General features: G+C 39.6%; 23 protein-coding genes. 11 read left to right on the forward strand and 12 right to left on the reverse strand.

The window, feature by feature from the left end; translation table 11 throughout:
• Positions 1 to 61: 61 nt before the first annotated feature.
• From EHQ64_RS04650 to EHQ64_RS04670, 5 genes are read left to right on the forward strand one after another with little or no spacing between them, the layout of a single operon-like run.
• On the forward strand, positions 62 to 1066 hold the full coding sequence (locus EHQ64_RS04650; RefSeq protein ID WP_246048593.1) for a hypothetical protein: 1005 nt from the start codon (positions 62 to 64) through the stop codon (positions 1064 to 1066).
• Complete coding sequence (locus EHQ64_RS04655) at positions 1063 to 3294, forward strand: hypothetical protein (RefSeq protein WP_135648348.1); 2232 nt, start codon at positions 1063 to 1065, stop codon at positions 3292 to 3294. The genes EHQ64_RS04650 and EHQ64_RS04655 overlap by 4 nt, the downstream gene beginning before the upstream one ends.
• A gap of 14 nt (positions 3295 to 3308) precedes the next feature.
• Positions 3309 to 3902 (forward strand): tetratricopeptide repeat protein, encoded by a 594-nt coding sequence (locus tag EHQ64_RS04660; protein WP_135648349.1) that lies wholly within the window; start codon positions 3309 to 3311, stop codon positions 3900 to 3902.
• Positions 3902 to 4105 (forward strand): CopG family transcriptional regulator, encoded by a 204-nt coding sequence (locus tag EHQ64_RS04665; RefSeq protein WP_167882354.1) that lies wholly within the window; start codon positions 3902 to 3904, stop codon positions 4103 to 4105. The genes EHQ64_RS04660 and EHQ64_RS04665 overlap by 1 nt, the downstream gene beginning before the upstream one ends.
• Entirely contained in the window at positions 4102 to 4518 is a 417-nt protein-coding gene (locus EHQ64_RS04670) for a hypothetical protein (RefSeq protein WP_135648350.1), read from the forward strand. The genes EHQ64_RS04665 and EHQ64_RS04670 overlap by 4 nt, the downstream gene beginning before the upstream one ends.
• On the opposite strand, the gene EHQ64_RS04675 is transcribed toward EHQ64_RS04670, so the two are convergent.
• From EHQ64_RS04675 to serC, 4 genes are all read right to left on the reverse strand, one after another.
• Positions 4480 to 6357 carry a hypothetical protein gene (locus tag EHQ64_RS04675; RefSeq protein WP_135648351.1) on the reverse strand — a complete coding sequence of 626 codons (1878 nt, stop codon included), beginning with the start codon at positions 6355 to 6357 and terminating at the stop codon, positions 4480 to 4482. The two genes, EHQ64_RS04670 and EHQ64_RS04675, sit on opposite strands and share 39 nt — an antisense overlap.
• Positions 6358 to 6379: 22 nt before the next feature.
• On the reverse strand, positions 6380 to 6814 hold the full coding sequence (gene rpiB / locus EHQ64_RS04680) for a ribose 5-phosphate isomerase B (RefSeq protein WP_135648352.1): 435 nt from the start codon (positions 6812 to 6814) through the stop codon (positions 6380 to 6382).
• Between the two features lie 79 nt (positions 6815 to 6893).
• Positions 6894 to 7469, reverse strand: a complete 576-nt coding sequence (locus EHQ64_RS04685) for a hypothetical protein (protein ID WP_135648353.1) — start codon at positions 7467 to 7469, stop codon at positions 6894 to 6896.
• Positions 7470 to 7488: 19 nt separating this feature from the next.
• Positions 7489 to 8580 carry a 3-phosphoserine/phosphohydroxythreonine transaminase gene (serC, locus tag EHQ64_RS04690; RefSeq protein ID WP_135648354.1) on the reverse strand — a complete coding sequence of 364 codons (1092 nt, stop codon included), beginning with the start codon at positions 8578 to 8580 and terminating at the stop codon, positions 7489 to 7491.
• 157 nt (positions 8581 to 8737) lie between these two features.
• Here serC and EHQ64_RS04695 point away from each other — a divergent pair, with 157 nt between their 5' ends.
• Positions 8738 to 10405 (forward strand): P83/100 family protein, encoded by a 1668-nt coding sequence (locus tag EHQ64_RS04695; protein WP_135648355.1) that lies wholly within the window; start codon positions 8738 to 8740, stop codon positions 10403 to 10405.
• A gap of 55 nt (positions 10406 to 10460) precedes the next feature.
• On the opposite strand, the gene EHQ64_RS04700 is transcribed toward EHQ64_RS04695, so the two are convergent.
• The 5 genes from EHQ64_RS04700 to flgB all read right to left on the reverse strand — a co-directional run bounded on the left by EHQ64_RS04700 (position 10461) and on the right by flgB (position 13415).
• A complete protein-coding gene (locus tag EHQ64_RS04700; protein WP_135648356.1) occupies positions 10461 to 10898 on the reverse strand; it encodes a DUF4345 family protein in 438 nt (145 codons plus the stop codon).
• Between the two features lie 65 nt (positions 10899 to 10963).
• On the reverse strand, positions 10964 to 12034 hold the full coding sequence (locus EHQ64_RS04705) for a helix-turn-helix domain-containing protein (RefSeq protein WP_135648357.1): 1071 nt from the start codon (positions 12032 to 12034) through the stop codon (positions 10964 to 10966).
• Positions 12035 to 12089: 55 nt separating this feature from the next.
• Positions 12090 to 12470: a flagellar hook-basal body complex protein FliE gene (fliE, locus tag EHQ64_RS04710; RefSeq protein WP_135648358.1), complete on the reverse strand. Its 381-nt coding sequence runs from the start codon at positions 12468 to 12470 to the stop codon at positions 12090 to 12092.
• A 14-nt stretch (positions 12471 to 12484) separates the two neighbouring features.
• Positions 12485 to 12946 carry a flagellar basal body rod protein FlgC gene (flgC, locus tag EHQ64_RS04715; RefSeq protein ID WP_020769017.1) on the reverse strand — a complete coding sequence of 154 codons (462 nt, stop codon included), beginning with the start codon at positions 12944 to 12946 and terminating at the stop codon, positions 12485 to 12487.
• A gap of 37 nt (positions 12947 to 12983) precedes the next feature.
• Complete coding sequence (gene flgB, locus EHQ64_RS04720; protein ID WP_135648359.1) at positions 12984 to 13415, reverse strand: flagellar basal body rod protein FlgB; 432 nt, start codon at positions 13413 to 13415, stop codon at positions 12984 to 12986.
• Between the two features lie 110 nt (positions 13416 to 13525).
• Between flgB and EHQ64_RS04725 the strand changes: the two genes are divergently transcribed.
• The 5 genes from EHQ64_RS04725 to EHQ64_RS04745 all read left to right on the forward strand — a co-directional run bounded on the left by EHQ64_RS04725 (position 13526) and on the right by EHQ64_RS04745 (position 16522).
• Complete coding sequence (locus EHQ64_RS04725) at positions 13526 to 13816, forward strand: STAS domain-containing protein (protein WP_135648360.1); 291 nt, start codon at positions 13526 to 13528, stop codon at positions 13814 to 13816.
• A gap of 74 nt (positions 13817 to 13890) precedes the next feature.
• Positions 13891 to 14295, forward strand: a complete 405-nt coding sequence (locus EHQ64_RS04730; RefSeq protein ID WP_246048594.1) for an LIC10301 family lipoprotein — start codon at positions 13891 to 13893, stop codon at positions 14293 to 14295.
• A complete protein-coding gene (locus EHQ64_RS04735; RefSeq protein WP_167882355.1) occupies positions 14292 to 15389 on the forward strand; it encodes a tetratricopeptide repeat protein in 1098 nt (365 codons plus the stop codon). Before EHQ64_RS04730 ends, EHQ64_RS04735 begins: the two co-directional genes overlap by 4 nt.
• A gap of 93 nt (positions 15390 to 15482) precedes the next feature.
• The gene (locus EHQ64_RS04740; protein ID WP_135648361.1) at positions 15483 to 15932 is read left to right on the forward strand and encodes a helix-turn-helix domain-containing protein; all 450 of its coding nucleotides are present in this window, start codon (positions 15483 to 15485) and stop codon (positions 15930 to 15932) included.
• Entirely contained in the window at positions 15923 to 16522 is a 600-nt protein-coding gene (locus tag EHQ64_RS04745) for a mobile mystery protein B (protein ID WP_135648362.1), read from the forward strand. The genes EHQ64_RS04740 and EHQ64_RS04745 overlap by 10 nt, the downstream gene beginning before the upstream one ends.
• A 139-nt stretch (positions 16523 to 16661) precedes the next feature.
• Here the strand turns inward: EHQ64_RS04745 and EHQ64_RS04750 are convergent, their stop codons facing one another.
• The 3 genes from EHQ64_RS04750 to EHQ64_RS04760 form a co-directional block, all read right to left on the reverse strand.
• Positions 16662 to 17087, reverse strand: coding sequence for a YbaN family protein (locus EHQ64_RS04750; RefSeq protein ID WP_135648363.1), 426 nt, complete (start codon positions 17085 to 17087; stop codon positions 16662 to 16664).
• Positions 17088 to 17204: 117 nt separating this feature from the next.
• Positions 17205 to 18614, reverse strand: coding sequence for an NAD(P)(+) transhydrogenase (Re/Si-specific) subunit beta (locus EHQ64_RS04755; RefSeq protein WP_135648364.1), 1410 nt, complete (start codon positions 18612 to 18614; stop codon positions 17205 to 17207).
• Positions 18615 to 18621: 7 nt separating this feature from the next.
• Positions 18622 to 18903, reverse strand: coding sequence for an NAD(P) transhydrogenase subunit alpha part 2 (locus EHQ64_RS04760; RefSeq protein ID WP_135648365.1), 282 nt, complete (start codon positions 18901 to 18903; stop codon positions 18622 to 18624).
• Positions 18904 to 18960: the final 57 nt, after the last annotated feature.

Here is an 18960-nt window from a genome sequence, read left to right on the forward strand (position 1 = left end):
CGGTCGATTATCCTATTGATTTAGACTGATTCTTTACCGGATATTCGCCGATACTAGAAAGGTGAACCCACGTAAACATAGCAAAAGATCTCTATTTCTCTCTCTGATACTGCTATGTCCTGTATTGGTTTCCATCCCTTTTTTCCCTAAGGCTTGGGTAGATGCGGTTTTCTTTTCTCCAGTTCAGATCCTTAGTTTGTCCCCTAAACTGAAAAAGGAATCTTTTACGAACTCCGTTTTAGAAAGATTCAGTAACCCATATTACGACCTTGGCTTTAGATTCGAATATATAATGAGAGAATTTTCCAAACTTGAGTCGGACAAACAGGCAGAGGCTTTAGGAAAACTTTTTATATCTTCTATCAAATTAAAACAGATACGCATTTACGATTATAATTTCAGAACTATGTTTTCCTCCGATCCAAAAGGCCCCGGTTTTCACAAAGGTTTAAGACTATTAGGAATGCAAGTGCCAAAGGCAGCTTGGGCAGAAGATACGGACGGGTTCTTGTTGTATAGAAATTCGGAAGGAGATCTATACATTCAAATTTTGAAAGAGGACGGAGAACGGATCGTTCAAGAAGCAAGTGGTCCTAAAAAATCATTTTTGCCTAGGGATTTTTCCGAGGGGATCCTCTATTGGGTTTTTAAAAAAACGGAAGAAGGTTCCGAGTTATTAGAAACGAATTTGGATCCGGATAGCCCAGTTCTTCCTAATTCGGATCTTGAAGTCTCAAATGCGGAAGAATCTAAAGTGATGGTCCATGCACTTTTAGATAAGAACTCGAAATCTAAAAATTTATTCGTTCGTCCGGTTTGGGAAAAAAATACGCAAGGTACTCTTGAAATTTTTCTTTCTCAACCGCGAAAGTCCAGGCCAGAAGAGTTGTTATTGATCCTAACGGCCTTTGGAATTTCTCTTTTAACTCTTATTTGCGGAGTGCTTGCGTCTAGGTTATTGTTTACGATCCGAATGGAAGACCGTTTTTCGGAAAGAGAAGAAGCGCTTAAAATGAAAACCGAACTGATCCGTTTACTCGGGTTATTGAAGGAAAAAACAAAATGATCGGCTTTAAATTCAGATTAATTCTAGGTTTATCTTTCGTATTTTCTTTTTCGATCTTATTATTGGAACCTTACTTTCCTTCGGGAATATTTTATAAATCCAGGCTCGAAGCCGTATTCTCTTCATTTAATAAGGAAATTTTAGAATTAGAAAAAAGGGTCAGGGAATCGAATCCGGAGGAATTGGATACGAGTAATTTGTTCTTACCTGTCCGAAATTTCCTGCTTTGGGATGCGAAATTAAAAAACACTCCTAACTTGGAATTTTCCGGAGAAAAAGAAAGATACTTACTCGCTCAAGCATGGGAAGGAAAAACAAGCCGTTTTCTTTCTTTGGAGAATGAGCCGGTATTGTTCGTTCCACTATACGAAAAATCAGTAGGTGTGCTTGCGGTATTAGATAAAGAAAAATTCAAGATCTCCTTGGGCGATCAAATAGAGTATTTTGTTCCGGAACCGAAACTTGGAACTTTCCAAGATTGGGAAGAGAAGGGAGATAGAACCGATCCTAGAAAAATTTCAGAAGAGCTTCTAAGGACCATGAAAGAAGGCGGGACTGATTTTAAGGAAATCCGCCTTGGAGAAAAATTATATAGAGGATATTACGCTTTTTATCCGGAAGATAAGGTCGGTTTCGTTCAGGGAATCTTATTATTAGTACCTTTCGAACGTAATATTTTTCTAATATTATTTCCCGTATTTTTTGGGTTGTTGCTACTTTTGGATGCCTGTATTCTTCTTGTTCGTAGAAATAAAGCGGCTTCCTCTTATGCCAAAGCAGATGTATCTAAACTAATCCAAGTTCTTTCTAAAAGAATAGAAGAAAGTAGTTTTAAAGAAATTGAATCAGTAAAACTTCCGGGTCCGGAATTGTCCTCAGTTCCCGAAATAGTGAGTGTCCCTCCTGTTCTGGAAACCAAACCTTCTGCGAGTGGGACATTTTACGTTTTACCTTTTGATCTACCTGGAGATTCTTTTTTAACTCCCAAATTTTTAAGAGAGAAGAAGACCCCGATCCCTCAGCAAAAAGAAGCTGCAGCAGTATCTGTGATGGAAATGCCTGAGGCTCTTCAGAAGAAGAGGGATTCTATCTTTACGGATGAACTTGCAAGGCTTGTAGAAAAAGTAAAAACGAGTGGGCCTGAGATTCCTAGGATAGAAATTTCGGATCGTCCGAAGGATAGCGGATTGCTCGCAAAAGCGCTTAGAGTGACCGGTCTTGCCGAAATAGGTCTTAAGGCCGCCAGAGGTCTTGCTCCTCAACATAAATCTAGATTTTTCCTTTGGGCAAGAGCTTGGTGGGGAATTCGTAAAACGGATCCGAATGAAGAATTACCTCTATCCGAAAAATTTAGAGCTTGGTTGGATGTTCAACCTATTCGAGAAAAAAGAAAAATATTGGAAGTCTTGGATGAGATCCACCAAGGTTTGGACACACCAATATCTTCCTTATTAAAATATTATCTGACGATTTTCTCTTCTCTTCATCTGAAATCTTTTAGTATTCATTTTTATGATAGAAGAAGGGGAGCTTATCTTCCAGTGGTCTCCTACGGGCTGCAACCTTATAGTCGTCAGAATATGATCTTCCTTTATGGGGATCAGTTTTTAGGAAAAGAAACAGGTGATATTTCTATTATAGACGTTACGGAGGAGAGACGCACAGATCATTTCTTCCGTAAAAAATTCGATCTTTCCGATTTGGATGGAGTGATGAGGATCGTTTCCTTTCCTCTATTTAAATCCGGATTGGATTTTAGATTTTTCCTAATGTTTCCAGATCCGCCTAATAATGATTTGGCGGAACAGATTAAAGACAATGTGTTAAATTCTATAGAACCAGTTGAAGACGCATTCTTACAATTGGAGATAGAACAGGCATCTCATGCGATCCAGGATAAAAGAGACTTAGTCCAAATCCAATTTTTACTTCTTCGTTGGGCAACCCATGGAGAAAGAAGCAAATGTAATCTGTATAAGATCCAAGTTACCGGAGATCTGGACTATTCTTCCATTGATAAATGGAGAAAAGAAGTTTTGGAGGAGATCCAACCAAGACTTGGATCCGAGGACTACGGGTTTGGAGTGTCTCCTTCCGAAATTTTCGTTCTCTCTAGAGAAGAAAGGGAATCTGAATTAAAAATGATCTTGGATACGATCGGCAAAGAATATAAGATTACCCCTCTTCCTTATCCTGAAAACGGTAAGAACTTATACACTTATATTTGAGATCGTTTTCTACTATGCGTGTCTTGCTCTTAGTTCTTTTTTTTCTAGTAACGTTTACTTCTTCTTATTCCCAAGAAGAAAATAGAAGAGAATGGAATAAGGCTGCAAAACAAAAAGTTTTGCTTTTGCATCAAAGCGGGAAGGAAGCGGAAAGCCTTCCTTTTTTGGAAGAATACGTTAAGAAGAATCCGAATGAGCTTATCTATAAATTGTATTTGGCAAGAGCTCTTTTTTGGCGGGCCGATCTTGAATTGCCAGGACATTCCGAAGATGTTTTTTCTAGAATGGAGAAGGTGAGAAGGATCCGGGAAAATTACCTAAGAGCTGCGAGTATTTTCGAAGAAAGTTTAACCTACCTCGGAAAAGTAAGTCCCCGAGATCCGGATTTGGGAAAATGGACCTTTTTATGGGCCATGTCAGAATGGTATGCAGGAAGGGAAGATAGAGCGATCCAACTCTTTAAGAAGTCTTTTAAGCAGGATTTTAGATTGAATCAGGCAAATTATAATATCGCCGCGATTTACGAGAACCTAGGACAGATCCTAGATTCTCAAATTTATTACGGAACCTACTTGAAAAACGAAAAGGAAATGAAAGAAGAGGAGTAATGGCACGTGTCGAAAGAAGATTTCAGATGCTCCTCACGGAAGAGGAATTCGAACTATTAAGAACGGAGGCAGAAAAAAGGGAGCTTTCCGCTTCTGAATTATTGCGTTCTTGTTTTAGGAACGAGATCTTTAGATCCGACTCTTATAGAAGATTGGATGCTTTGCGTGAACTTTCCAAAATTTATCCGGAAACGAAAAATTGAAATTATTGGTTTCTTCAGATTGTTTTCGGGACTTAGTCCTCGGAAATCCTAACTCTAAACGTTTGGTTTCTAATGCGATCGAATCACTTACAAAAAAAAATCATATATTTGTTCTAGCTCTTCCTAGTTTAGAAACGGTGTTGGCAACCGAATCGGATCCTACCACTCGCGAGATCTTATGGACTCAGTCTAAAAATCTATTTTTGGATTTTTTACCGATCAGAAAGGAAGAAATTTCTTTGGCGCTTCGACTTTCCTCTTCCAAAAGTTTGGAATGGAGAGAATGGTTGGAGATCGCTACCGCTTCTTTAGCCGATCTAGATGGAATTTTATGTACGGATCCTAAATGGAAAGAGCAAAGTTTAGTGAGGATCTTACTCGCTCAGGAAATAAACCTCGACGGGGTCGCTTAAAGGACTTAATTGATCTAGCCCTGACTCAGGATCATAAAAAGAATTATAGGCTGCAATTTTGAAATAATACGTAAGCCCCTTTTGGAAGAATAAAAGTTTCTTATCGTAAGGATCTTTACGAGGTTTATGTTTTTTCTTCTTAGATCTAGGATTTTCATCCTCTTCTTGTTCTTCCGGTTTTTCCGCATTCAAAGAAATCAGTCGATTATCCAGACATTGGCAAAGTTTCGGTCCGCTCATATCGTTTCGTTTAGGGCAACTGGAATCGTCTCCCAAAATAGGATCCAAATATTCGCTCATTGGATGTTTCGTTTTTCCTTTGGCGGAAAGAACTGGTATTTTACCTTTTTCTAATTCTTTGCTAGTTCCTTTTAATATTCCCACCATTCGATTCGGACCTACGCCATAATGGATCACGTATCCGCCTTTCTGCTGTACGTTTTTCTCAGGGTTTTGGGTCCAGCTTAAACAAACTCTCGGGCCACCTGCGTCAGGATCATGATCATCGAAAGTTACGATCTTTAAACCTGCAGGTCGGACTGGGGGAATTGTTTCTTTATAGATAAATGTAATTGCTTCCAGTTCCGGACTTGTTTTTGCAGCAGAGTCCGTTTTGAACTTCACCTTGACCTGGTAATATTTAAAATAGCCGGATTTATTTCCCCAGATCCGATCCAATGGGATCCTATAACTGGAAGATTTTCCTTTAGGAGAAGTTTCTTCTTCCGTTTCTCTATATGGATCGTCTTCTTTAAATTCTTCCTCTATCTTCCGAAGATCCACTGATTTCCATGCAGGACCTTCTTCCGTGCGAGAAAAAATCCTAGGAGAGAATCTAAAATAAAGCTCCATTACGGAAGACTTAGGTATATTCGCTTTTAATAATACTGCTTCCGGACTGGAACTCGAGAATTTTGTTTTATAAACCGGTGAGACTGCAGTTCCAAATTTTGCATCCGCCGTATAGGAAGAAGGATCGTATTTTTGCCCGTCGTATTGAGTGGAAAGTGTCTCAGGGTCGGGACTTCCTTTAGAGACTAAAAAATCGTCCAACCATCCGTAAAAACTTTCTCCGATCTTGAACGGTGTACTATCTTCCGGATGAAATCCGATCCGAACGATTGGTTCTTTAGAAGAGATAGATGCTCTATCCACTTCTTTACCGTTAATGTAAAGAACGATCTCTCTTTGGGCGGGTCGAAAATGAATGATAAAATGGTTCCAATCCGATCTGGATAATCTGGAACTACCTGCGAGTTTTAAGGACAAATGTGTTTTGTCTGACTTTTGGAAAAAATTACGAAATTCTAATACTGGTATCTCGTCCTTGATTCTCAGATCCCAACCGAATTTTTTCCCTCGAGTGTATAGGTCTTTTGAGAGAAGGATCGCTTCTTTATCTAAGTTGCCCGGCAAAAGAAAGAAGGAAATATAAAACTCTTCTTTGATATCTGAGTTTGTGAGTATACCTTTTGTTTTTCCGGAAATTTTTATCCCAGATCTTTTTCCTACGAAGCCCGCAGATTTTTTTCCGGAATGGGCTTTGGATGCATCCGGTAAATAAGAAGAAGAAAGAACTCTGTATCCTCCAGCTTTATCATTTAGATCGGCGGCCTCTTTCTCTTCGAAGTCTAGAAAAAGATCCGAACCTTCTTTGCGATCCCGAGGATTTAGTTCTAATTTAGGGCCTCCATTTTCTGTCGTACCTAAACGTAGATATTTTAGAATAAATGCGCTAAGTGAGAATGAATTGGATTCTGCAGATAGAACGGTGGGAAAAAAGGAAACAAGACTGACCGAACATAAAAGAATGGCCGTGTATAAGGTCTTGTTTCGCATTCGTTAAAATGATTTCCGTAAATTATACGATGGTGTCTAACTGACCCACTCTTCTTTCATGACGCCCCGCTTCGAACGAGGTATTTAGCCATTTTTGAGCGACTCGAATTGCGAGCTCTTTTCCAAGAACTCTACCGCCTAAGACTAGGACGTTTGCGTTATTATGACGACGGGACATTTCCGCAGTGAACTCGTCATGGCAAAGAGCAGCTCTGATCCCTTTATGGCGATTTGCCGCGATAGAAGCTCCGATCCCGGTCCCACATAGAGCGATTAGGCCTTCCACTTCTTTAGAGAGCACCTTTTGGCAGGCTTCTGCGATTACTAGAGGATAATCCACCGAAGATTCGTCTTTTGTGCCGAAGTCTATGATCTCTACTGAGTCTGCTAATTCTTTACGAAGGTATTCTTTTAATTCGAATCCTCCATGATCGGAAGCGATGCCAATTTTTTTCATGTTCTAAAGGTACCGTACCGATGAGAATTCCCCGATTCAAGCAATTTACAGAAAGAATCAGAAAATAAGAAAAAGATTCTTAATCGAACAGACCTTCTTTTAAGAAATCCGGAGCGGTTTGGTAGAATTCCCAATGTTGTAGGAAGAGTGCCATGTAAATGTTTTGGAATGTTGAGATCGGAAGCAGTTTTTCGGAAATAGATTGTTGTTCGGCTTGGTGCAATCTTTCCATCAGTTCTCTTTTAGCATCTATAAAAGTCTTTAGATTCTTCTCTTCATAGGCGGAGAGACGGATAGTCTTTTCGTCCGAGAGTAGGAAATTCTCATAATACGAAAATAAAAGGTCTTCAATTTCCTTAAAATGGGAATGATCCTGAAGTAGATTCTCCGTTTCTTCTTTGGTAAGACCGGACATACGGATACATTCTAAACTTTGGTGCATCGATTTTGCTTCCAGAAGAGCAAGATCTTCTGCAACCTTTGTTCTTTCTTCCGGAGAATATTTAGAAGTATAAAAATCCTTTAATTCCTTTTGGCCGCTTCCTTGAGAAAGGCATTTGGAAATTTTAACCTTTGTAGGAAAAAATAAAGGAGAAGCGAAACCGGAAGAAAAAGCAAATAGTAAGAACAGGAGAATTAGGAAATTAGATCTCATCTTCATTCTCCCGAAACCTTTATGCCTTCTTTTCGAATTCCTTCATGTATTCTACGAGAGACAGAATTCCTTCTTTAGGCATAGAATTATAGATAGAAGCTCTTAATCCTCCGACTAATCTATGACCTTCCAAACCATGTAGCCCTCTTTCTTCGGCACCAGCTAAGAATTGAGACTCTAGGTTTTTATCGTGCAGAGTAAATACGACATTCATTACGGATCTTGAATTCGGTTTTACTGGCGCATTATAGAAGGAAGTAGTATCCAAATAATCGTAGAGAACTTTTGCTTTCTCTTCGTTCAGTTTTTCTATCTTCTCCACTCCGCCTAGGTCCTTTAACCACTCAAATACAAGTTTGGCCATATAAATGGAATATGTAGGAGGAGTATTATACATGGATTTATTTTTTGCAGTAAGAACATAATCCATGAGAACAGGGATCGTTCTTCCGGAACGTCCGAGTAGATCCTTACGAATGATAAGAACGCTTAAACCTGAAGGTCCGATATTTTTTTGAGCTCCGGCAAATATTGCTCCAAACTGACTTATGTCGATCTTTCTAGATAGGATCTCAGAAGTCATGTCCGCAATTAATGGAGCCTTGGTGATATTCGGGAGTTTTGTATAACGAGTTCCTAATAAAGTATTATTAGAAGTTATATAAACGTATGCAGCTCCAGGATTCACCATCGAATCATTCAGCTCTGGCACCTCGGTATATTTATGATCTTCACCGTCGTAGATCTTTTTGACCGGATTGAATCTAATAGCTTCTTCCATCGCTTTTTTAGCCCAGATCCCAGTTATCGCAAAATCCGCGGATTCCCCCTCTTTGAGTAGGTTTAAGGGAAGAGCGGAGAAATGCAGGCTTGCGCCCGCGGAAAGAAACATAATTTCGTAATTTTCCGGAACAGATAATAATTCTCTGAGCAAAGATAGGGATTGGTCCAAAACCGGTTCAAAAAGTTTTCCCCTATGGCTTACTTCCATTATGGACATACCTGATTGATGGTAGTTTAGAAATTCAGAAGCGGCCTTCTCCATAACTGGAGTGGGAAGCATCGCAGGACCTGCGCAAAAATTGTAAATTCGGCGCTCAAATTTGCTCATGAGGTTAGGGTAAAAATCAGGGTCCCGGAGGCAACTTCTTACTGTTCCTACATTCTCTAAGAATGGAAAAATCCTTGGCAGAGTCCTATCTAGAATCGTAAGATAGCCATTCGTTGCCCAATTTCGGGTTATACGCTTTTCTAAGGAGTTCCACATCATGTCACGGATTCGACTGACCGTTTTTCTTCTCTTCTTCGGAAGTTTTACTTTTCCTCTTCTCGCACAAAATAATCCAAAACTGGGGGAAAAAGAAGTTCGTTCCTCCGGAAAGGTAAATTTCGTTAATAGATCCGCTGCAAGAGCTGATGAAGAGACTAGAGGAAGTAATGCAAAGACAGGAGCAGGATTATCCGAAGCTTTAAAGAAGGACCCTAAATCTGCGGCTTCTGCTGATGGAGTCACTGCAGTTCGTATTCTTCCGGAAGAAAAAAAATTCGGAGCGGATCTGATCAGTTTAGGAAAGGATGCGGACTACGGACATATCAACTCTATCCAAAGGATACTTTCCGGATACGTGAAATCTAACTTTGGATACTCCGATGCGAACTCGGATACCTTAGCTACTTATATTCTTTATTATAATGCGATCCACCGTAAAGACTCCGCATACATCAAACGTAAATATAATGACGAAGTTGTAAAAACTTCGGAAGCGGATAAGATCGGGATTGGTAGACGTTACTCTGAATGGCCAGGCAAAACTCAGATCGTGATCCCGATCGTTTTTAATATTCTTTCCGATGATGGAAAAGATCTGGATACAGACGAGCTTGAAAAAGAAGTCAATAGAGATCTGGACAAAAAGAAAGAAGGCCAAGAAGATAAAAAGAAAATGAACGATCTTCAGGAAGATAAGGCTGAAGAAGAAAAACGTAAACTTAAAGAAAAGCAAGAAGAGAATAAAAGAAAACAGGACGAAGCTTCCAGCAAAGAAAGAAATGCTGAAAAAGAACTCCAAGAGTTAAACAAAGATCCTGTTAAGAACAAACAAAAGATCACTCAAAAAACTGAAGAGCGTAAACAGGCCCAACAAGAACAACAAAAGGCCAAAAAAGAAGAGCAACAGTTAAAGGAAAAAGAGAAAGAGATCGCTAAAAAAGAAGAAACTCGTAAATCGGATTCCAAATCCTCCTCTTCTTCCGATTCTAAAAGTTCTTCTTCATCCGGAGATTCCAAAGGTTCCGAAGCAAAATCCGATGATAAAAAATCTAAGGAAGAGCTTAAACAAGAATTAAAGGAAACTAAAAAGGAATTAGAAACTGTTAAGGAAGAACAGAAGAAAAAAGAAGAATTCGATAAAAACGTTGTCGGAGGAAAGATCTTATTCTTAAAAACCTTAAAGTACACTTCAGACGGACATTATAGCAACGAACTTCATGCGTTAGATCCTACAAAAGACGATACGATCTTTAAAGGTGAATTCAATAAAATCTGCGGTCGCACATTCGAAGTGGTAGATGGAAAGGCTCTCGTTGTCGGTTATGAATCCGATCACTCCGCAGCACATAAACTGATCTTGATCGATCAAGAAACATTAAAGCCTGCGATCTGGTCCGAAGACTCAGTATTCTGGAGATCTCCGATGATCATCAAAGGAGACGAGGTCTATGCATTCGAAGAAAGGAACGGAAAATATTTCTTCAGTCGTTACGACAAAACTTTGAAAAAGACTGCAGGAAGTGAAGAAGAGATCAGCCCGAACTCAAACGTAACTTTCTTCGGAGAAAAGATCTATGTAACAGGTAAGGAAGAAGGTTCCGGAAAAACTGAGATTGCGGTCTTTAATAAGGCGGATCTGAAACTGATCAAGAAGATCAAACCGTAAGGTTTAATATTCCGAATTCAGTGAAAGGCGAGGTTATCCCTCGCCTTTTTTATTTCTAAGATTTACCTATTTTTTTTAAAAGCCAAACACCCAAGAAAACGGATACGATCTCAGTTGCCATGCTTAAGTAGATATATTCGTTTCCGGGACCGTCTATGAATAGAGTATAGAGTCTCGCGAAAAATAATCCAGCTGCACTTGCAACTGAAAGTAAGATTGCTGAACTTCTAAAATCCGGTTTTACTAAACCGTTATAAACTAGTAACCCAACACCGAAACATAGTCCTGAATACATTGCTCTAAAATCAGCTAAGGCTGCACTAGAATGGATCGTGTATCCGATTGCAGAAGCTAAAGGGATCGGGAATAGAATAAAGGCTACAGTAAATCCTGCGTAAACCGCTAGATTAAGAACTAAGAAAATTTTACTGATCAGTTCTAAGAACGAATTAGTTTCATTTCCGGAATGACTTGAAATTGATTGAGCTTGCATTTGTTTTCCTCTCTGCTCTGGAATGAGGAAAAGATATCCCGTTTTTCGAAGCCAGTCGTCCGGCGTTATAAAGGCTTATACATTTTTCGATAGGAAATCGGAGTTTTTTGGGTCATTTTCAAAAAAGCCTCATTAAAGGAAGAGCGATTATTAAACCCGACCGTCATTGCGATCTCCAAAACGGTTTTGTCGGTTTCTTCCAAAAGTTTTTTTGCATCTTCAATTCTATAAAAATTGATCAATGCGAAATATCCTTTTCCTAGTTTATTATTGATCAGCTCTGAAAATTGATGAGCGGTAAGGGAAAGTTCTTTTGCAAGTTCCGTAAGAGATAAATCCTCTCTGCGATGGATCTTTTCTGACTCAAATAATTTATTCAATCGGCTGATTACTGACTCTGTATCCAAACCTTCTAGCCTGGTTCTAGAATATTTAACTTTAGCCAAATCTGCTTGGATGGATTCCGGAAAATCAAAATGTTTTCTTCGGATATAATAGATCATGGAAACCGCTAAAGTCACGGTTAACAAAGCTAGTTTAAGAAAGATCGGATGATAAATGAGTCCAAGGATCCCGAAAGAAGAAACGATCAAACAATCCAATGCGAAAATCCCGAATAAGATCTTGGATTTTAATTCCGAAATTTTTGATAGAATACGAAAGATCGGAAGAACAAAACATAAGGAATAGATCCCTGCGCCCAAATATAAAATCCCAATTCCTGAAATTGGATCCGACAATTGCCATCGAATATCTAAGAGATTAAATACTCCAGAGATCCTAAACCATAAACATGTTCCGAGAGAGATCAAGAAAGGAAGAAAGAACAGAATATGTTTCGGTTTATAATGAAAGTCCTCTTCTAAAAAGGAAAGAAGAGTTAAGAATCCGAATGTAGGAGGAAGGTATAATAGGGGAAGGTTCCACAGTTGTAAGTTCAGGTCCTTTCCTGAATTCGGATTTAATACCAAAGAACCGGATAGCTGCATGAACCCGATCGATATAAGAGTTAAGGAAAGGTAAACTTGGAATTTATTCTTTCGATCGGAAGGAAATTCTCCTACTGCAAGAAGAAAAGAAAGAAATCCTCCGAAGAGGATCATTCCATCCGCAAACCATCCTAATAGATCAGGCATAGTCCTAGAATAATGTGTGAAAGAATTAGTCGAATCGAAATTATGATAAGAAAAATTATCTCATAGAAGTGAGATCTCTATAAGCTCTTATCACTCCGTCAGCCATTGTTTTTGTGAATGTTAACGCGACCCTTGCTTTTTCGGAAGCGACCATGACTTCATGAGCGTCTACACTGTTCGGATCATAGACCATTTTTTGGGTCAACTCGTCCGCTTCTACTTGAAGATCGTTTACTGATTTGAATGCGTTTCTCATCGCTTCTGAAAAACTTTCCGCAACGTAGTCTGGAGCAACAGGCTCTTTTACGTCTCCATAATGACGATTGTCTTCGATCTTTACGGAAACCTTGTCTCCTTTTGGAGAAAGAGGAAAACTAGAACCGGAGTATCCGGAGTTGTAGGTGTACCAAAGTTTTGAATTGAAATCTACGTTCATATTTTACCTACCTTTTACGCTCTTCCGATCTCTAAAGCCTTGTTGAACATTGCCTTGGATCCGTTGATCATCTGCACGTTCGCCTCGTATGATCTGGATGCTGAGATCATATCCGTCATTTCGGTGACTATATTTACATTGGGCATTTCGACATACCCTTTTTTAGGCCCGATCTGGATCGCGTCCGGGTGAGTAGGATCATAAGTTAATCGTAAAGGACTCATATCCTTTTCGATTTTCATCACCTTCACACCTTTACCTTCGCCCGGAGAAAGTCCGAACGGATATACTGGGCTTTTCCAACGAGTTCTTAAATTTACTGGAGTGAGAATGACTCTGTCCCTGCGGAAGGGCCCGTCTCCATTCGTATTTCTTGTAGTAGTTGCGTTAGCGATATTGTTCCCGATCACGTCCATGCGGAGTCTTTGAGCGGAAAGTCCGGTCGCGGAAATATTAACTGCTGAAAATAAACCCATCTTCTTCCTCTAAACTTTAGCTATGTCTCCAGAGAGATTAAGCCAACCTCATCACGTTCTTCAAATCACGGAAGTTCGCATTTAGTCTTTCGACCATCATCATATATTGCATTTGGGAGTTGGAAGCTTCCATAACCTCTTTCTCCGGATCCACGTTATTTCCGTCGGCGCGTACTGTAGTAAGATAATCTATATTAGCTTTTGGTTGAACTGTTTTGTAGTCCATAGGAGTGAAAAAGGAGATATGACGTTCGTCTTCGATCCTGGTCGGGATCGCTTTAGAAGCTTCTATTTTTTCGGATTCTAATGCTCTCTTTATCATAGATTCGAAAAGTACTTCGCTTCTTTTGAAATGGGGAACATCCGCATTCGCGATATTGTCCGCGAGAACCTTTCTTTTTAAGGAAGCAGCATTCATTCCTCTTTCGAGCAAGTCCTGAGTCTTCATAAAATGGGTTTTTTGAAACATAAAGCTCTCCCGAATAAAATTTCGGTTGAATTTCAAAATTCCCAAAGATAAAAAAAGAAATCCGGCCGAAAAATATACAAAACGGCTTAAAAAAAGGATCCGGACTGAAAATGGGCGAAAATTCCGAGATAATCGAGATCAAACCGGAGCTAACTGCCCTTTTTAATGATTATTATGCATTTCGAAACCAGTTGATGGATGCGATTGCTAAGAAACCCCTAAAAATTGTCCTCGATCTGGGGAAAATTCCGGTAATGAATTCGATCTCCATCAGTTCCTTGGTTTGGTTCTGTAAAAACGCTAAGTCGGAAGGGATCGAGATAGATATTCGCGAAATCCATCCGGATCTACTAAAAACCTTCGAAGTTTTGAAGATAGACGAGTACTTCCAGAGGATCTAAGTTCAGTCTAATCTGTTCTTTTTCCTCTCCAGAATTCCCTGGACATCATTTACATGCGGTATAGCTTGGCTCCCATGAAAAAAATTCTTTTTTCCCTGGCAGTTTTGATCTTAGTAATTGGCTGTCAGCCTCCTCTCCAGGAGAGAATCCTCGGGATCTGGGAAAGAACTGCAGTTTGTACCTCTGATGGGCAATGTCAGACTTCCGAACTTGGCATGGCTCCTAAACTTTCCATATTCAGACCGGGTCTTGCAATTTACGAAAACCCTGCCGATCCAGAAAATCAAAGAAGGATAGAATACGAGTTTTACGAAAAAGAAACTAAGTCCAAATCCCCAGAGATTATTTTTAGATTTTTAAATCTAGGGTTCGATATTCGTTATATAGTTAAGAGAGCTGATAAAGAATATTTGGAACTTTATAATCCGGATAGGAATAATACTGAAGTTTATAAAAAGTTAGGTCCAGCTCCAGAATGAGCTTTGTTCGGAAGAACTTTCCTATATTGATCCTAAGTTCGATCCTGTTTTTCGGGCTTACATTAGAATCAAAAGAATCTGAATCTTCCGAAGAGAACCAATCCATACTTGCTCCTTCTCCGGAAGGAGAATTACCTCCTCCTCCTCAGCCTACAGATCAAAGCGAACAATCAAGAAGGAAATATTTGATCCTCGCCTTGAATACTGAAACGATCAATCTACTTAGATCGAATAATTTGGCGCGTGCTCAGGCCAATATAGAACGGTTAAAAAAGATAGATCCGGATAGTTTAGAATATCATTATTTAACCGGAGCATATCTATACGTTTCCGGAAGATATCCTCAATCCAAAAAAGCTCTTTTAAAAGCGGTAGAGATCAATCCTGGACATGATCCGTCTTATTATCTTCTCGGGATGATCTTCGTAAGAAGAAGTAAATGGGAATCTTCCGTTCCTTATTTCCAAAAAGCTGTGGAACTCGCGAATTATAATCCTTTTTACAGATTGAATATGGCGATCGCATATTTCGAAACCGGACAATATCTAAAAGCTAAAGCGGAAGCGGAAAAGGGGATAGAGCTTAAACCGAATTATAGGAACGCAAAAATTATATTATTAAAAGTGAATTTTCTTTTGGGAAATAAAGCGGATGCTTTGGCTCAATGTAAGGAATTCGCGAAAGAAGGATTTATACATCGTGAATTCGCGCATATATATGCAAGACTTGCGATGGACATAGATAAAAACTTTAGAAAGGCGATTAAACTCTATAATCAGTTTCCGGATCTTTCATTTAATGAGAGAAGATATTTGGCACATGCGTATTTTCATACATCCAATTACAGGGCTTCTGCAAATACATATTCCGTTATCGCGGGCTCTAAGATCCTTACGGAGGAAGATAAGATCAATTATCTGAGATCTTTGGTTTTTATTAGAGATTATAGAAGATTAGAACTATTCGTAGCTTCTTGGATGTTGGAAGAACCCGAGAAAAAACTAAAAATTCAAGAAGCTTTGGATACTGCTGAACTACTCAAAGAAAACGACCCGAAAGTGTATCATATGCTTCCTTCCAGATCCCCTTATTAAAATTTGAATAAAAAAGAAAAAAGAGGGGAAAAAATGGTTTTAAAATAAGGTTAAAGCCTTAAAATATAGAATAAAAATTAAGGTTATAACCTTATGAAAAAAGAAAGATTACAGCTAGAACAATTGGATCAAAAAATCGGAAAGGTAGGGGAAATTATAAGACCTACTAGGGGATGGGTGTATGCAATTCGTTCCGCGTTGGGCATGTCATTACGCCAATTGGGCACTAGAATGAAAATGACAGCTCAGAGTGTTCGAGAAATGGAACTTAGGGAAAAGAACAGGACTATTTCTTTGAAAGTACTAGACCAATTTGCATCTTCTATGGATATGAAGTTGGTGTACGGATTTATTCCGAAACAAAAGTCCTTACAGCAAATGCTGGATGAAAGAGCATTAGAGATCGCAAAGGAAATTGTATTCCGGACCTCTCAGAATATGGCTTTGGAGGGACAAAAAAATTCCGCCAAAAGATTGGAAAAAGCAATAAAAACGCGCGCAAAAGATATTCGGGAGAACCCGCCCAAATATCTATGGGATTAAAAAATTTCACAAGGATCCAAGGACATACACCTATCGATCCGAACGAATCCGCGGGTTTAAAGATCGGTTCAATTTCAACAATCGACGAGCTGAATGAGTGGGAGCAATTCAATATAGAAAAGGCCCTAGACTGGTCGTCTCGAAGGAAGTTTTCGAAAGAAAAAATTCTGATCCCAGAGTTTATACATTTAGTTCATAAAAAGATGTTCGAAGATGTATGGACCTGGGCAGGAGAAATCAGAAAATCCAATAAAAATCTAGGCGTGGATAAGTTTAAGATCAGAACGGAACTCTATCAATTGATCGAAAATTGTAAATTCTGGATAGAAAACAGAACCTATGATCCGGATGAAATTGCGATCCGATTTAAATATAAGATCGTTTCTATTCATTGTTATCCGAATGGTAATGGTAGGCATTCCAGGTTGATCGCAGATATAATTATATCAAATATATTTAATATGCCGGTTTTTAGTTGGGGAAGACGAACTTTGGGTTCCGACGATAAGGCTCGTAAGACCTATTTAAAAACCTTAAAAGAAGCGGATGATGGAAACTTACTTCCCCTTTTGAAATTTTCTAGAAGTTAAGCCTTCGTTTTGGGTTTGGTCCTGGTTTAGGATCCGCCAGGGATGCGAAGGGCTTGTCCTGAAAGGACGAGGGCGACTGCCCGAGCCCGTAGCAGCCCGGTCTTCGCGAAAGCGAAGAGGCGGCATTATCCTTAAAAACTTATTCTTTCGGTTCTTCCTGTTTTGTAGGAAATCTAAGAATATAAAAAATCACGCATATACCAATGATAGCCATTCCGATACGCACGTAAATAATAGGAGCAAAGATCGCGCTAATCGTCATTGTGATCACGATCGTAGAAACGGAAATGATCTTAGCTTTAAGAGGGATCGCTTTGTGGATCCTCCAATCTCGGATAAAACTTCCGAAATATTTATTGTTCATAAGCCAGTTATAGAACTTTTGAGAAGCCCTCGCATAACAAGCCGCGGTTAAAAGTAAGAAAGGTGTTGTAGGTAGGACCGGTGTGAAGATCCCGATAATTCCTAAAATTAAGGATATGGTCCCGATTATAATTAGTAAGTAACGAACGAATCCGTATCTATGAAGTTTTACTTCGTGGCTATAATCCTTTTGTTCTGACAATGGACACCTCTTCGTATTTACCGATCTTGATCCTATTTCAAGAAAAGTAGATATAAAAAAAGGGAGGCTATCGCCTCCCTTTTGCAAGGATCATTTCCTTTTTAATTCGGAAATTTCTTAGGTATCCTTAAGTGCAGTCACGATTTCCTGAGTGGCTTTTTTCCCATCTTGGAAATACATGAGGCAGTTTTCTTGGATGAATAGTGGGTTAGGAACTCCAGCAAATCCAGGACTCAAGGAACGTTTGATCACGATGATCGTTTTTGCCTTGTCTACGTCTAAGATCGGCATTCCCGCAATTGGAGAACCTGGATCGGTTTTCGCAAGTGGGTTTACTACGTCGTTCGCTCCGTTGATGATAACTACGTCTACAGTGTTGAAAGTAGGATTGATCTCGTCCATTTCCTTCATTTTGTCGTAAGGAATATCAGCTTCAGCTAATAGAACGTTCATGTGACCAGGCATCCTTCCTGCAACAGGGTGGATCGCGAATTCAACTTCGATATTTTTATCAGTAAGCTGGTTGTATAACTCACGAACTGCGTGTTGAGCTTGAGCAACCGCCATTCCGTATCCAGGAACGATCACCACTCTTTGAGCCATATCCAGTAACATTGCCACTTCTTCTGCAGAAGTTGATTTTGTTTTACCAGTATAAATGTCTCCGGTATCTGCGGAAGAAGTAGCGGCTCCGAGTCCTCCAAATAGAACGTTTGGAAGAGAACGGTTCATTGCTTTACACATAATTTGTGTAAGTAGAATTCCGGAAGCTCCTACTAAGGATCCCGAGATAATCAATACATTGTTTCCTAACACGAATCCGGTAGCGGAAGCTGCGAGTCCGGAATAAGAGTTAAGAAGAGCGATTACAACCGGCATATCCGCTCCACCGATTGGAATTACTAAAAGTACTCCGAGGATGGAAGCTACGAGTACGATGTACCAGTACCACTCAATCTTAGTTGGCTCGATAACGTTTAGATATCCTAAGTAAAGAGAACCGATGAAGAATAAAACTTTTACGATTTGATCGCCGAAATAACGAACCGCTTTTTCAGAGATCAATCCTTGGAGTTTTCCGAATGCTACCAAACTTCCTGTAAGAGTTACTGCACCGATAATACCTGTTGCTGCAGTAGAAATGGTGAACTGATAATCTGCAAGTTGTGCGGTATCATGTCCCGGTTGCAGGATCTCCATCAAGGAGTTTCCGCCAACTAAGAAGGAAGCAAGTCCTCCGAGTCCGTTCAGAAGCGCCACAAGTTGAGGCATTCCTGTCATTTCCACTTTCAGAGCGATAAAAGTTCCGATAGCGGTTCCGACTAGGATTGCTGATCCGATGATGATAATATCGTTTTGGTTGATCGTTCCGTATTCGAAGAAAACTCCGACTACAGCAAGGAACATACCTAATGCTCCGGTAAAGTTACCTCTTACGGCAGTTTTAGGATGGGAAAGTAACTTTAATCCTATGATGAAAAGGATACTTGAAACAAGATAAATGAGATTTATATATGCTTTTTCCATTTAAGTCTTAATCCTTTTTCTTGAACATTCCCAACATTCGGTGAGTAACTACAAACCCTCCGATCACGTTGATTGTCGCTGCTACGATAGCGATGAATCCTAAAACTTGAATAATCCAATGATTCGTCGTGTGAAGAGTCAGGATCGCTCCGATGATTGTGATCCCCGAAATGGCGTTTGAGCCTGACATGAGCGGGGTATGTAAAAGAGGAGGAATACGGTTGATGACCTCGATTCCTACGAACACTGCGATTAAAAATATCGTCAGGTAGCTTACGAACTGTTCCATATTAGCTTCCTATGGACGGCGGCAGGGGAAAATTCCTCAAAACCGATGCCTTAAATT

The sequence above is a fragment of the Leptospira sarikeiensis genome, assembly GCF_004769615.1.
In the GTDB taxonomy this organism is placed as follows: domain Bacteria; phylum Spirochaetota; class Leptospiria; order Leptospirales; family Leptospiraceae; genus Leptospira_B; species Leptospira_B sarikeiensis.